11 protein-coding genes are annotated in these 14187 nt (G+C 72.3%); 7 read left to right on the top strand and 4 right to left on the bottom strand.

The features are described 5' to 3' along the window. The first annotated feature begins 456 nt into the window (after positions 1–456). The 4 genes from KRH_RS12055 to holA all read left to right on the top strand — a co-directional run bounded on the left by KRH_RS12055 (position 457) and on the right by holA (position 6827). Positions 457–1476: a ComEA family DNA-binding protein gene (locus KRH_RS12055; RefSeq protein ID WP_012398380.1), complete on the top strand. Its 1020-nt coding sequence runs from the start codon at positions 457–459 to the stop codon at positions 1474–1476. Continuing rightward, on the top strand, positions 1473–4214 hold the full coding sequence (locus tag KRH_RS11765; protein ID WP_012398379.1) for a ComEC/Rec2 family competence protein: 2742 nt from the start codon (positions 1473–1475) through the stop codon (positions 4212–4214). The genes KRH_RS12055 and KRH_RS11765 overlap by 4 nt, the downstream gene beginning before the upstream one ends. Positions 4215–4365: 151 nt before the next feature. Next, a complete protein-coding gene (locus tag KRH_RS06415; protein ID WP_012398378.1) occupies positions 4366–5463 on the top strand; it encodes an NADH:flavin oxidoreductase/NADH oxidase in 1098 nt (365 codons plus the stop codon). A 350-nt stretch (positions 5464–5813) separates the two neighbouring features. Then, the gene (gene holA / locus KRH_RS06410) at positions 5814–6827 is read left to right on the top strand and encodes a DNA polymerase III subunit delta (RefSeq protein ID WP_012398377.1); all 1014 of its coding nucleotides are present in this window, start codon (positions 5814–5816) and stop codon (positions 6825–6827) included. A 259-nt stretch (positions 6828–7086) separates the two neighbouring features. Here holA and rpsT read toward each other — a convergent pair whose 3' ends face one another. Together rpsT and KRH_RS06400 are read right to left on the bottom strand one after the other, a co-directional pair. After that, positions 7087–7347 carry a 30S ribosomal protein S20 gene (gene rpsT, locus KRH_RS06405; protein ID WP_012398375.1) on the bottom strand — a complete coding sequence of 87 codons (261 nt, stop codon included), beginning with the start codon at positions 7345–7347 and terminating at the stop codon, positions 7087–7089. Between the two features lie 296 nt (positions 7348–7643). Beyond that, a complete protein-coding gene (locus KRH_RS06400) occupies positions 7644–8240 on the bottom strand; it encodes a type II toxin-antitoxin system PemK/MazF family toxin (protein WP_012398374.1) in 597 nt (198 codons plus the stop codon). Between the two features lie 84 nt (positions 8241–8324). On the opposite strand from KRH_RS06400, the gene lepA reads away from it, so the two are divergent. Together lepA and hemW are read left to right on the top strand one after the other, a co-directional pair. Next, complete coding sequence (gene lepA, locus KRH_RS06395; protein WP_012398373.1) at positions 8325–10181, top strand: translation elongation factor 4; 1857 nt, start codon at positions 8325–8327, stop codon at positions 10179–10181. Continuing rightward, positions 10181–11425 carry a radical SAM family heme chaperone HemW gene (gene hemW, locus KRH_RS06390; RefSeq protein WP_012398372.1) on the top strand — a complete coding sequence of 415 codons (1245 nt, stop codon included), beginning with the start codon at positions 10181–10183 and terminating at the stop codon, positions 11423–11425. The genes lepA and hemW overlap by 1 nt, the downstream gene beginning before the upstream one ends. Before the next feature lie 87 nt (positions 11426–11512). Here hemW and KRH_RS06385 read toward each other — a convergent pair whose 3' ends face one another. Next, a complete protein-coding gene (locus KRH_RS06385; protein WP_041297365.1) occupies positions 11513–11953 on the bottom strand; it encodes a DUF4870 domain-containing protein in 441 nt (146 codons plus the stop codon). 103 nt (positions 11954–12056) lie between these two features. Then, on the bottom strand, positions 12057–12935 hold the full coding sequence (locus KRH_RS06380; protein ID WP_012398370.1) for a DUF3097 family protein: 879 nt from the start codon (positions 12933–12935) through the stop codon (positions 12057–12059). A 174-nt stretch (positions 12936–13109) separates the two neighbouring features. Here KRH_RS06380 and hrcA point away from each other — a divergent pair, with 174 nt between their 5' ends. After that, positions 13110–14123 carry a heat-inducible transcriptional repressor HrcA gene (gene hrcA / locus KRH_RS06375; protein WP_012398369.1) on the top strand — a complete coding sequence of 338 codons (1014 nt, stop codon included), beginning with the start codon at positions 13110–13112 and terminating at the stop codon, positions 14121–14123. The last annotated feature ends 64 nt before the right edge of the window (positions 14124–14187 follow it).

The raw sequence follows: 14187 nt of genomic DNA, 5'->3' as shown, positions 1-14187 counted from the left end.
AGGAAAGGCAATCGGGAGATGCCTGCGGCCCGGTACTGCGCGGACCCAGAGCTGGTGCTCAGTGCCCACGAGTGGCTGGGGGCAAAGGCGGTGGTCGTGGAGGGACCCACTTCGCAGCCGGTGACGCACGGTGCGAGGGCTCCATAGCTACCGGCCTGAAACCCGTGACGGCGACCGTGTCCCCAGCCGCCGGGGTCGTACCCCGCTGGACAAGGACCGGCCGGTGGAGTGTTGCCTATGACGGGTATTGATTTCAGGGGACGGCACAGGTTCCGGGACAGTGACGCCACCGAGCGGCTAAGCGCGCTGCTGGGGGAGAACCGTGCGGCCGGTGGGTCGCCCGCCGCGCGCGGACGGGAGGTGTGGGCTTCGGGCACACCCGCGCAGGAGGCCGCCGGACCGGGTTCGGCCCCACCGGACGAGTCGCCAGAGGCATGGCCGCCAGGCGAGGCGTTCGTGCCGGGCTCGTCGGCAGGGCATGCCGGGGCCACGGGTGCCGCGATCCACAAGGCCGCTGTCGCGGGTGCCGAGGCGGAACCCCTGCCACCGTCCGGGGAGCGCTCCGACGGCCCGGAGCCGCCCCCCGCGGCGCACTTCGATCCGGAGGCGCTCTCCGCTCCCCACATGCACTCCCGGCACCGTGAGGACGTGACGGTGCGCAGGAGCCTGAGCCGCCCGGCCCTGGTGCTGCTGTACGTCATGCTGCTCGTGGCACTGGGCGCAGGATGCGCCGCCCTGCTGCGTGGCGGCGAGGACCAGGACGCCGTGATGGTGTCCGCCACCACGTCCGCTGAGGAGAGCTCGCCAGGTGGGGACCCACGGGAGTCCTCTGGCGCACCCGAGGGTCGCCCCGCCGGAGGCACGGCAGCGGACAGGACCGCCTCCGCGGACGGGTCACCCGGCGCCTCGGGATCTGCGGGCCCGCCCTCTCCCGTGTCCACGGGCGGTGTTCTGACCGTGCACGTGGTGGGGGAGGTCAAAGTTCCTTCCGTGGTCACCCTCTCGCCCGGGGCGCGGGTCATGGACGCGGTGGAGGCCGCCGGGGGATTCACTCCCGCCGCAGTGAAGGACCGCATCAACTTGGCGGAGAACGTCGCGGACGGCGCGCAGATCGTGATCCCCAACAAGGGGAACGTGGACGAGGTGCTGGCCGGGCGTGCAGCTCCCGGTGGCGGGGCCGGGGCAGCCGGTGCCACCGCCCCGAACGCCGTGAGCACACCCGCGGGAGCGCCCAACGGTGCCCCCGAGCCGGATGCCCGGGGCGGAGGCACTGCGGCCACAGGTTCCCTCGTGAACCTCAACACGGCCACCGAGGCCGAGCTGGAGGAACTGCCCAGGGTGGGCCCGGTGCTCGCGCAGCGGATCGTGGAGTTCCGCACCCAGCACGGGCCGTTCGCTTCACCCGAGCAGCTGGACGACGTCACCGGTGTGGGGCCGGCGGTGCTGGAGGCGCTGCTGCCCCTGGTCACGGTATGACCGTCACGTGGGACCTGCGGTTGCTGCCCGTGGCGCTCGCGGTGTGGGTCACGGCGGCGGCGACGCTCGCGGGGCAGTGGCAGGCCGGTGTCGTGTCTGTGCTGCTGTGCGCGGCCGGACACCTGCTGGTGTGCCTGGCCCCGCACGGGCGGCGGTGGCTGCGGGGCCGTCGACCGTCCCACACGCTCACCTCCGCCAGGGAAACACCCGCGCTACAGTGGCGGTCTCGCGTGCGGCCCTCCCCGCGGAGCACCTGGGCGGCTCGCCGCCGCGGCCCGGACACCGCGCCCCGCCCCCACGCGCAGAACGCCGTGGCCACCGGGCGCCGCGGAACCGCGGTGCTGACCCTGGTGGTCCTGCTGGCGGGGTCCGCCGCGCTCGTGAGCGCCCTCGCGGCCACGGCACCGGCCCGGGCGTTCCTGGTGCAGCACCCGCAGGGATCGGTGGTCCGTGTGGCGGCCACCGTGGCCGGGACGCCGTCCCCCTACACCTCCCACGCGGGCGCGGGGGAGCAGGAGGCCGGGCACGGGGTGGCCGTGACCCTGGACGTGCAACGCGCTGACGGGACCCCCACCGCCACGGAACTCACGGTGTTTGCCACCCATCCCGGCTGGGAGGGTATGCGGGACGGGGAGCCCGTGAACGCCGTCGTGACGGTGGCGGACACCGCAGCACCCGGACGGCTGCTCGCCCGTGCGACGTCGCCACCCGTCTCCTCAGGACACGGCGGGCAGGACCCGGGGCCGCTGGAGGCCGTGCGTGCCGACCTCACCCGCGTGGCCGGCGGCTTCGGCGCCGTGAGTGCGGGACTCGTCCCCGGGATGACCGTGGGAGACACCTCCCAGCTGCCGGACGCGCTCGCCCAGAGCATGAAGGACACCGGGCTCACCCACCTCACCGCGGTGTCCGGGTCAAACTGCGCGCTGGTGATGACCCTGACCGGGTTCACCGTACTGTCCCTCGGCGCGGGCCGGCGCACGTGCGTGGGGGTGGGGCTCGTGGCGCTCGCGGGCTTCGTGGTGCTCGTGGGCCCGGACCCCTCCGTGCTGCGCGCCGGGGTCATGGGGGCCCTGGGCGGGCTTGCCATGCTCAGCGGACGCGCCGGGGTGAGCCTCAACGCGCTGTGCGCGGCGGTGACCGCGCTGGTACTGGTTCGCCCGGACCTGGCCACGGACATGGGATTCGTGCTCTCCGTCCTGGCCACGGCGGGCATCGTGGTCAGTGCCCGTCCCGTCACCCGGGTGCTCAGCGCCCGCCTGCCCACCGTTCTCGCCGTGTGCATCGCGGTGCCGCTCGTGGCCCAGCTGTGGTGCGGGCCCGCACTGCTGCTGCTCAACCCCGACCTGCCGCTGTACTCCCTGCCCGCCAACATGGCCGCCGCACCCCTGGTGCCGGTGGTCACCGTGGCCGGACTGCTCGCGGTGTGCGTCCTGCTGGCCGGACACCTGCTGAACCCCGTGCTGTCCTGGGCGTGGCCGGATGCTGCTGATCCCGCCTCGTTCGCGGGCTGGGACCGGGCCGCGAGCCTGCCCGTGGGAGTCGCGTCCTACCCGGCACGTGGCCTCGGCTGGCTCGCCGACACCTTCGCCGCCCTGCCCGGCGCGCACGTCCCCTGGCCACCCGGGGTGCCGGGATTCCTCCTCCTCACCCTCGTGACCGTCCTCGCGCTCGCCGCGCTGCACACGGTGGACGCGCACATGCGCCGGCCGCGGCCAACCGCTGGCACCGTGGACCCCACACCCGCCGAACGCCCGGTGCCCGACGCCGTGTGGCGCGCCCGCGCGCACTGCACCCGGGCACGACGCCGCCTGCTCGCCGTCACCGCGTCCCTCGCCCTGGGCATGCTCCTGGTCACCGCCGTCCTGTGGTGGTTCCGGCCTGCACCGCCGTGGGAATCCGTGGTGTGCGACGTGGGGCAGGGCGACGCCGTCCTGCACCGTACGGGGGAGCACAGCGCCGTGCTCGTGGACGGCGGCCCCGACCCCCGGGCACTGACCCAGTGCCTCCGGGACGCTGACGTCACCCACCTGGACGCGGTGATCGCCACCCACGACCACGCCGACCACGTCGCCGGGCTCGAGGGGCTCGCCGAGACCGTGGACGTGGACCGCGTCTGGTACTCCGCCGCCGGGGACACCCCACCGGACGAGCTCAGCCAGTGGGCGGACATCGCCACGCGCCCCGCTCCCGGCGAGCAGCTGCGCCTGGGGCCGCTCACCGTGGAGGTTCTCGCCCCCGCACCTCCGCCCACTGTCCCTGATGGCTCCCCGACGGCAGGCACGGCGCCGCCGGGCACCGGGGCAGGCGGCTCCGGCGGCAGCACGACACCACGCCCCCCGCACCGGAAGGTCACCTCCGAGGACGAGAACAACGCCTCCCTCGTCCTGCTGCTGACCCTCGACGGCCCCGACGGCACCACCACCTGGCTCAGTGCAGGCGACCTCGAAGCGGACGGCTACCGCCGTACGCTGCACACCCTCCCCGGCGGACACCCACCCCCGGTCGACGTCCTCAAGGTCTCCCACCACGGCGCCCGCAACGGCGGCACCGACATCATTCGTGACACCCACCCGGCGCTCGCCGTGATCTCCGTGGGGGAGGACAACAGCTACGGCCACCCGCACCCCGAGACGGTCGCCGGGTTGCAGGAGGTGGGCGCTGCAATGGCCCGCACCGACCAGAACGGCGCGCTGTGGGTGCACCGCGAAGGAGATCGCGTGGTCGTGTCACGGCGCTGAGCCGGGGAGCACCAGCAGAAATATCGCGAGGGAAAGATCCGTTGTGCACCACGAAACACCGGGCATCCGCGCCGGTCACCCCGGGGTCGTGCGTCGTCAGGAGCCCGCCCCCCGGCGCCCCGTGCTCGTGCCACTCAATGGAAGGACTCCCATGCGCTCCACCCTGTTCGAACCACTCACCCTCCGCGGCCTCACGGTCCGCAACCGGCTGTGGATCCCGCCCATGTGCCAGTACTCCGCGTTCGAGGAGGACGGCGTGCCCACGGACTGGCACCTCGTGCACTACGGATCGCTCGCCGCCGGTGGGGCGGGGGCCGTGATCGTGGAGGCGAGCGCCGTCGTGCCCGAGGGCCGGATCAGTCCCCGGGACCTGGGACTGTGGAACGACGAGCAGCGGGACGCCCTCGTGCGGATCGTGGACTTCGCCCACCAGCAGGGCGCGGCCATTGGCGTGCAGCTGGCCCACGCGGGGCGCAAGGCCAGCACGGAGGCCGCCTGGGGCTCCGAGAACCCCGGCCGGTCCATCGCGCCGCAGAACGGGGGCTGGCAGACCGTGGGCCCCTCCGCCGTCGCCTTCCCGGGGCTCGCCGAGCCCGTCGCGCTGGACGGGCAGGGCATCGATGACGTCGTGGCCGCGTTCGCCGCCTCGGCCCGCCGTGCCGTGGAGGCCGGCATGGACTTCGTGGAGCTCCACGGCGCCCACGGGTACCTCCTCCATGAGTTCCTCTCCCCGCTGAGCAACGAGCGCACGGACGAGTACGGCGGCACCCTGGAGAACCGCGCCCGGCTGCTGCTGCGCGTCACCGACGCCGTCCGCGACGTGATCCCCGAGGACATGCCCCTGCTCGTGCGCCTCTCCGCCACCGACTGGACCGAGGGCGGACTCACGGTCGCCGACACCTCCCGCGTCTCCGGGTGGCTCGCCGAGCACGGCGCGGACCTCATCGACGTCTCCTCCGCCGCCAACGTGCCCGCCGAGATTCCCGTGGGCCCCGGCTACCAGGTGCCCCTCGCCACCGAGATCAAGACCACCGCCGGAGTCCCCGTGGCCGCCGTCGGCATGATCGACACCGCCTGGCAGGCCGAGCAGATCATCGCCACCGGCCTCGCCGACGTGGTGCTCATGGGCCGCGAAGCCCTCCGCGACCCTCATGCGGCCCTCACCGCCGCCCACACCCTCGGCGTCCCCGACGCCCCCGTCCCCGGCCAGTACGAACGCGCCTACCGCCGCCCACCCCGCACCCGGTGAGCCCCGGCGCTCGCCGGACGACGAGGCGAGCGTGATCCGGCGGTGAACACCGAGCACGTGAGCCCGGGCGCTCGCGGGACACCGCTTGATCTGCGATGCGGAGTGGAACGACGAGCAAGGGTCGGGGTGGACCCGGGACGACGACGCGGCCCCGGCACGCGTCCGCGGTGCCGCACGCGGCTGCGCCGGCTCCCGCCCTGCACAGACCCTCCGGGGGTGTCTGCACCCACGGCTAGCATGGGGACGCAGCGTCGGCGTCCCGACCCCGCACCTTCCGGTGAGGGGGCTCGCTCGCACCCGGTCCCGGGCGGCGGCGTCGCCCGAGCAGTCGGCCACGATCGAGGAGCACCATGACCCCGGCACGCACGTCTTCCCGCCGACAGGCGCCCACGGCCCCGCAGACCTCCTGGCGTGAGGCCGTTCCTCAGCCGCTCGTGCTGGCCTCCGGCTCGGACGAGTACATCCTGCAGCGCATCAGGGAGACCCTCCGGGACACCATCCGTGCGGAACGGGGTTCCTGCGAGGTCACGGACATCGCGGCCGGGGACTACGAGCCGGGCCAGCTCGCCGTGGTCACCAGCCCGTCCCTCTTCGACGACCCCAAGCTCGTGTGCGTCCAGGAGCTCGCGGGCATGAACGAGCACCTGCTGGCGGACGCCCTGGCCTACGTGGCCAACCCGGATCCGGACGTCACCGTGCTGTGGCAGCACTCCGGCGGGAACCGCGGCAAGAAGCTGCTGGACGCCCTCAAGGAGAAGGCTCTCGTCCTGGACTGCGCCCCGCCCAAGTCGGACCGGGACAAGTCCTCGTTCGTCCTCGGGGAGTTCCGTGCGCAGAACAAGCGCATCGAGCCCGACGCTGCCCGCGCCCTGGCCGCGGCGGTCGGCACCTCCACCGCCGAACTGGCTGCCGCGTGCGCCCAGCTGATCGCGGACGGCCCCGTGACCGTGGACCTCGAGCTCGTGGAGAAGTACTACGGCGGCCGCGTGGAAGTCACCGCGTTCCGGGTGGCGGACGCCGCGGTGGCCGGCAACGCGGAGCAGGCCCTGAAACTGTGGCGTCAGGCCGTGGACGTCGGGGTGGACCCGGTGCCCATGGTGGCCACACTGGGCTCGAAGATGCGCCTGATCGCCCTCACGGCCGGTTCCCGCGGGGGAGCGGGGCAGATCGCCCGTGACGTCGGGGCCGCGCCGTGGCAGGTGGAGCGCGCCCAGAACGAGGCGCGCCGGTTCACGGCCCAGGACGTCACCCGGGCGCTGCAGGCCATCGCCGAGGCCGACGCCCAGGTCAAGGGGGCCTCCCGGTCCCCGTACTTCGCGGTGGAGCGGGCCATCACGGTGATCGCCACCTCCGGGCACCGCTGAGCGGGCACCACAACACCGACAACGGCGGGGTCACCGAGGATCGCGAACCCGGGCACCGTGAAACCGCACGCCGCGGCACCGCGCGCAAGGGTACGGGGCCACCGTGACCTGAACGGTCAGTCCTGGGTGGCGCTGAGTAGCGACTCTGCACCGACGGACCGCTGGCGGGACACGACACTGTCCTCACACGAGAACGGGCCCGGCACTCGCGAGGAGTGCCGGGCCCGTGTGCTCCGTCAGTGAGACGGTGTCAGCCGACTCAGATCTTGGCGACCTTCTTGGCCAGACCGGACTTCTTGTTGGCCGCGGTGTTCTTGTGCAGAACACCCTTGGACACGGCCTTGTCGAGCTTGCGGGACGCGGTGCGCAGGGTCTCGGCGGCGGCGTCCTTGTTGCCGGACTCGACAGCGGCATCCACCTTGCGGATGAGCGTCTTGAGCTCGGACTTGTACGAGTTGTTGCGCAGGCGAGCCTTCTCGTTGGTGAGGATGCGCTTCTTCTGCGACTTGATGTTGGCCACGTGTAACTCCTAGAACGATTGCGGAAGTAGGTCAGTGAGGGCTCACGGATGGTCATCGACTGAGTTGTGAGAGTGGGGATGCTCGGTGGCAACCATCCGCTGTGCCCGACGACCAGCGCGGACACACAGCGGACCACTTTAGCAGACCGGAGCCCCGGATGCCCGCTGCGGCGCGTCGGCGTCGGGGTGTGCCGCCCGGTCCGTGCTGGGGTGACGCTCCGCGGCACGGGCGGGTACGGACCGAGTCGAGAGCGGGCGTCCGGCGCCGCCCCGGTGCCACCAGGACTCCACCCGGCTCAGCGCCGCCGCGTCAGCTCCGCGGCCACGGCCTCGAACCGAGCGCGGTCCAGCACCGCCCCCTCGCGCCGCACGTCCTCCGGCCGCACCGGGATGATCCGGTCGATCCGCGCCTCCGAGGGCCGCCCGGAGCGGTCCCAGCCGCCCACGCCCACCTCCACGTAGGAGGGGTCGTCGTGACGGGCGGTGTCGTGGTCCTTGGAGGTCAGCATCACGCACAGCAGGTGCTCGCCGGCCCGGTCCACGATCAGCACGGGCCGGTCCTTCCCGTGCGAGTGGTCCTCCTGGTAGGGCACCCAGGTCCACACGACCTCCCCGGGATCGGGCCGACCGTCCGGTTTCGCGGCCCACCGCGGGTTCACGGGCCCCGTCCAGTCACCGGGGTACGGCGCGGAGGTGCCGGGTGCGCGGGTGCCCGGGGACGACGTCGGCGTGCCCGGCCGGGCGCGCGAGGTGCCGTTCTCGTGGGCCACGGTGGGCGGCGTCGTGCCCCGGGAGCGAGACGAGCGAGAGGCTGGACCGCGGGAGCCCGCGTAGCGCTGGTACATGCGGAGGAGGCGCAGCCCCTGGTTCAGCAGTCGAGTGATGTCGGCCATGGGGACATCGTAGGGGGACCGGTTCGCCCCCGGCCCGGGATCATGGGAAACTGGGGAGTCATCCTGAGAACGAAAGGACCGCCCGTGTCACCGTTGGCCGTCAATCCACCGGCACCTGCCTCGACCGACCCCTCGGTGATCAGGAACTTCTGCATCATCGCCCACATCGACCACGGCAAGTCCACGCTGGCGGACCGGATGCTGCAGGCCACGGGGGTGGTGACGCCGCGGCAGATGAAGGCCCAGTACCTGGACCGCATGGACATCGAGCGCGAGCGCGGGATCACCATCAAGTCCCAGGCAGTGCGCATGCCGTGGAACGTGGACGGCACGGACTACGCGCTGAACATGATCGACACGCCCGGGCACGTGGACTTCACGTACGAGGTCTCCCGCTCCCTGGCGGCGTGCGAGGCCACGATCCTGCTGGTGGACGCCGCCCAGGGCATCGAGGCGCAGACGCTCGCCAACCTGTACCTGGCCATCGAGAACGACCTCACGATCATCCCGGTGCTCAACAAGATCGACCTGCCGGCCGCCCAGCCGGAGAAGTACGCCGCGGAGCTCGCCAACCTCATCGGTGTGGAGCCGGAGGAGGTCCTGAAGGTCTCCGGCAAGACCGGCGAGGGCGTGGAGGAGCTGCTGGAGCGCATCGTGCGGGACGTGCCCCCGCCCCAGGGTGTGAAGGACGCGCCGTCGCGCGCCATGATCTTCGACTCCGTCTACGACACCTACCGCGGCGTGGTCACTTACGTGCGCGTGGTGGACGGCACGCTGGTGCCGCGCGAGCGGATCCAGATGATGTCCACGGGTGCGACCCACGAGCTGCTGGAGATCGGCGTGATCTCGCCGGAGCCCATCCCGTCCAAGGGACTGAGCGTGGGGGAGGTGGGCTACCTGATCACGGGTGTGAAGGACGTCCGCCAGTCCCGCGTGGGCGACACCGTGACCAACCAGCAGAAGCCCGCGCAGGAGTCCCTCGGCGGGTACGAGGACCCCAAGCCCATGGTGTTCTCGGGCTTGTTCCCCGTGGAGGGCTCCGACTACCCGGTGCTGCGCGACGCCCTGGAGAAGCTGCAGCTCAACGACGCCGCCCTGGTCTACGAGCCCGAGACCTCCGCCGCGCTGGGCTTCGGCTTCCGCTGCGGCTTCCTGGGTCTGCTGCACCTGGAGATCACCCGGGACCGCCTGGAGCGCGAGTTCAACCTGGACCTGATCTCCACCGCGCCCTCGGTGTCCTACAACGTGACGCTCGAGGACCACTCCGAGGTGGAGGTCACCAACCCCTCCGAGTTCCCCGAGGGCCGGATCCTGGAGATCCGCGAGCCCATGGTCTCGGCCACCATCCTCGTGCCCTCCGAGTTCATCGGCGCCGTCATGGAGCTCTCCCAGTCCAAGCGCGGCGAGATGAAGGGCATGGACTACCTCTCGGAGGACCGCGTGGAGCTGCGCTACCGACTGCCGCTCGCGGAGATCGTGTTCGACTTCTTCGACCAGCTCAAGTCCAAGACCCGGGGGTACGCGTCCCTGGACTGGAAGGCGGACGGCGAGCAGGCCGCGGACCTCGTGAAGGTGGACATCCTGCTGCAGGGCGAGCAGGTGGACGCGTTCAGCGCGATCACCCACAAGGACAAGGCGTACTCGTACGGCGTGCTGATGACGGGCAAGCTGCAGAAGCTCATCCCGCGCCAGCAGTACGAGGTGCCCATCCAGGCCGCGATCGGTTCCCGGATCATCGCGCGGGAGAACATCCGCGCGATCCGCAAGGACGTGCTCTCCAAGTGCTACGGCGGCGACATCTCCCGCAAGCGCAAGCTGCTCGAGAAGCAGAAGGAGGGCAAGAAGCGCATGAAGATGGTGGGCCGCGTGGAGGTCCCCCAGGAGGCCTTCGTGGCCGCGCTGTCCTCGGACGAGGACAACGGCAAGGACAAGAAGAAGTAGTGCCCGCGCAACCGGAAGGTGATCCGGCTCCGGAGGACGGTGCGCTGCCCGCCGGTGCGGTGGCCCGCGCCTCGGAGCGCACCCTGAGCCTGTACGTCCACGTCCCGTTCTGCGCCGTGCGCTGCGGGTACTGCGACTTCAACACGTACACCATGGAGCAGCTCGGTGACGGCGTCTCCCGTGCGGACTACCACGCCGACGCCGCCGCGGAGGTCCGCTTCGCCCGCTCGGTGCTCGACGCCGCCGGGTCACCGCCGCGGCCGCTGCACAGCGTGTTCTTCGGCGGCGGCACCCCCACGCTGCTGCCGGCGCGGGAACTCGCCGCCATGCTGCACCAGGCCAGGGAGAGCTTCGGGCTGGCACCGGGCGCGGAGGTCACGGTCGAGGCGAACCCGGACTCCGTCACGCAGGAGACCTTCGACGTCCTCGCCGCGGCCGGGGTGACCCGCGTGTCCTTCGGGATGCAGTCCGCGGTGCCGCACGTGCTGGCGGTGCTGGAACGCACGCACACCCCCGCGAACGTGCCGCGCGCCGTCGGCTGGGCCAAGGAGCGCGGGCTGGGCACGAGCGTGGACCTGATCCACGGCACGCCGGGGGAGAGCCTGCGGGACTGGGAGACCTCCGTGGAAGCGGTCCTGGCCATGGAGCCGGACCACGTCTCCGCGTACTCGCTGATCATCGAGGACGGCACCAAGCTGGCCGCCCAGATCCGCCGCGGCGAGGTGCCCGAGGTGGATCCGGACGACCAGGCGGACAAGTACACCCTGGCGGACCGGATGCTGCGCGATGCCGGGTTCGCCTGGTACGAGGTGTCCAACTGGTCGCGGGACGCGCACGGTCGCACCGCGCAGCAGAACCGCAGCGCGCACAACATCGCCTACTGGCGCAACCAGGACTGGTGGGGCATCGGGCCCGGGGCCCACTCCCACGTGGACGGGGTGCGCTGGTGGAACCTCAAGCACCCTCTGCCCTACACGAACAGGGTCCGCGCGGGGGTCTCACCCGCGGTGGGGCGCGAGACGCTGGACGCGGACACCCAGTACGTGGAGCACGTGATGCTCGGCATCCGGATCAGCGAGGGCCTCCCGGTGGCCTCCCTACGCCCGGAAGGTCGCCGCGCCGTGGCCGGACTGATCGCGGACGGCTGGCTGGACGGCCCCGCCGCGCTGGCGGGCACCGCCGTGCTCACGGACGCCGGGCGCCTCATGGCCGACGCCGTGACGCGGCGGCTGCTGGACTGGTGAGCGCCGCGGGGCGGCGGGCAGTGCGGAGGCACTGACCCGGGGCGTCGTCGCCGAGTGCGGGCCGTCGGGTGCGCCTCCGCGGGCGCCTCAGCCGCGTCGGGCGGAGAGCGTGTCGTAGAGGTGGGTGTTGTACCGGTACTGGTGCGGCTCACCGCGGTTGACCTTGATCCCGGCGCGCACCGAGGTGACGGCCAGTGCGAGCCACGTGAGGGCCGCGATGACGGAGAAGACGCCCCCGACCACGGGAACCAGGGACAGCACGATCCCGGCCAGGACGATGATGCTGGGCAGCAGCGTGTAGTTCGCGGCCTCCCGGGACTCCTGGGCGGTGAACGGGCCGCGGTCCTTGAACACGCGGTGGATCACGTAGCTGGGGAGTACGCCCACCACGCCGCCCAGGTGCGCGAGCGTGGCCCACTGCCGGTCCTGGTCCACGTCCAGGGGCTGCGCGACGGCGGCCACGGAGTCGAACGGGGCGGGAGCGGTGGAGCCGGAGGATGCGGGGCGCGCGGGGGCAACGTCAGTCACGAGTGGGTGTCCCTTTCAGGGGCGGTGGCCGGTCCAGACGTGGATGCGGGGGTCTGGTCCGGCCATCCTACCGGCGCGGCCCCGCCCCGTGCCACGGCGCACATCACATGGCGGGACCGGCCTGCGCCGTGAGGAAGTCGATGAGCTCCTCCACGCGCCCCAGCAGGGCGGGCTCCAGGTCCGCGTAGCTGTCCACGCGCGTGAGGATCTGCTGCCAGGCCCGTCCCACGTCCTGCGGCGTGCGGTGGGGCAGTCCGAGCGCCTTGGCCATGCCGGTCTTCCAGTCCACGCCGCGCGGGATCACAGGCCACGCGGGGATCCCGAGGGCGGAGGGCTTCACGGCCTGCCAGATGTCCACGTAGGGGTGCCCGAGGATCAGCACGTTGTCCACCGCTCCGGGCACGCGCATGGCCTGCTGCGCGATGCGGGACTCCTTGGACCCGGGCACCAGGTGGTCCACGAGGATCCCGAGGCGCCGCTGCGGGCCCGGGGCGAAGTCCCGGATGGCCCCGGGGAGGTCGTCGATGCCGTGCAGCGGTTCCACCACGATCCCCTCCACGGCGAGGTCGTGGCCCCACACCTTGGCGACCAGCTCGGCGTCGTGGTACCCCTCGACCCACACGCGGGACTCCTTGGCGACCGAGGCGCGCAGGTTCTCCACGGCCACGGACCCGGAGCGGGTGATGCGCCTGGCGGCGGGGGCGGGCGTCGTGGCCGGGGGAGTGAGGCGAACCGGTTCGCCGTCGAGCAGGAAGCCCGGGCCCAGGGGGAAGGTCTTGACGCGCCCGTGGCGGTCCTCAAGGCCCACCACGCGCATCCCGCCGATGGTCTCCACGCTCACGACGGCGCCCACCCACCCGGTCTCGACGTCCTCGAGCACCATGTCCCGCTCCACCGGCAGCTCCCGGGACGACGGGCCGGTGCGGGAGACCTCGGGGCTGCTGAGGTCCTGGGGGCCCCAGCCCCACCCGGGTGCGTTCACGGTCTGCTCCTCGTGCCGGTGGCTGGATCAGCGGCGAGCGTACCAAAACCCGGGGCCCTGCCCGGCCCGTGGCGGGCACCGGGATTAGCACTGTGCGCGGATGAGTGCCAAAATTAGTGGTCGGCCACGGCGGGCACGGACCCGCCGACCCACGAGCCACGGGAGGTGAGGAGCATGGAGAACCCGCGCCGGGTGCAGATCCTGCGGGCGATCGTGGAGGACTACGTCCACTCGCGGGAACCGGTGGGCTCCAAGGCCCTCGTGGAGCGCCACCGGCTTCCGGTGTCCTCCGCCACCGTGCGCAACGACATGGCTGCCCTCGAGGAGGCCGGGCTGATCGTGGCTCCGCACACGAGCTCCGGGCGGATCCCCACGGACCGGGGGTACCGCGTGTTCGTGGACCAGATCGCCGCGCTGCAGCCCCTCACGGGTGCCCAGCGCCGGGCCATCCAGGTGTTCCTAGAGGGCGCCCACGACCTCGACGACGTCATGGAGCGCACCGTGCGGCTGCTCGCCCAGCTCACGCACCAGGCGGCCGTGATCCAGTACCCCGTGCGCGCCGGGATCACCGTGCGCCACGTGGAGCTCGTGGACGTGGGTGCCGGCACCGTGCTGGTCATCCTCATCCCCACGTCCGGGCGGGTGGCCCAGCGTGCGGTGGAGCTCGCCGAGCCCCTGGACGAGGTGCAGCTGCTCGAGCTGCGGGCCCGCGTGCTCGCGCGCGTTCTCGGCAGCACCCTGGAGACCGTGCCCGGCCGTGTGGCCGGACTGGCCGAGGAGCTGCCCGAGGCGTTGCGGCACGCCGGGGACCGGGTGAGCGAGGCACTGGCGGTGCTCGCGGCGGCGTCGGACGAGCACCGGCTGGTGATGGCCGGCACCGCCAACCTGGCCCGCTTCAGCGGGGACTTCCCCCAGAGCATCTCCCCGGTGCTGGAGGCGCTGGAGGAACAAGTCACCATGCTGCGGTTGTTGTCCGCGATGCAGCAGGACGAGCGCGGGGTGGCGGTGCGCATCGGCTCCGAGGAGTGCGACGACCCGCTGGCAGAAGCCTCCGTGGTGGCCACCGGCTACGGTCCGCACGCCGCCTCCAAGGTGGGCGTGGTGGGGCCCACCCGCATGGACTACCCCACCACCATGGCCGCCGTGCGCGCGGTGGCCCGCTACCTGTCCCGGAACCTCGGGGACTGACGCGCCCGCGCGCAGACCGTACGAACCACAGACCACAGACCCGACGAAAGCAGAAGCGACGACA

The organism is Kocuria rhizophila DC2201, from assembly GCF_000010285.1.
GTDB classification, from domain to species: domain Bacteria; phylum Actinomycetota; class Actinomycetes; order Actinomycetales; family Micrococcaceae; genus Kocuria; species Kocuria rhizophila_A.
This window is presented reverse-complemented; position numbering and strand designations above follow the sequence as displayed.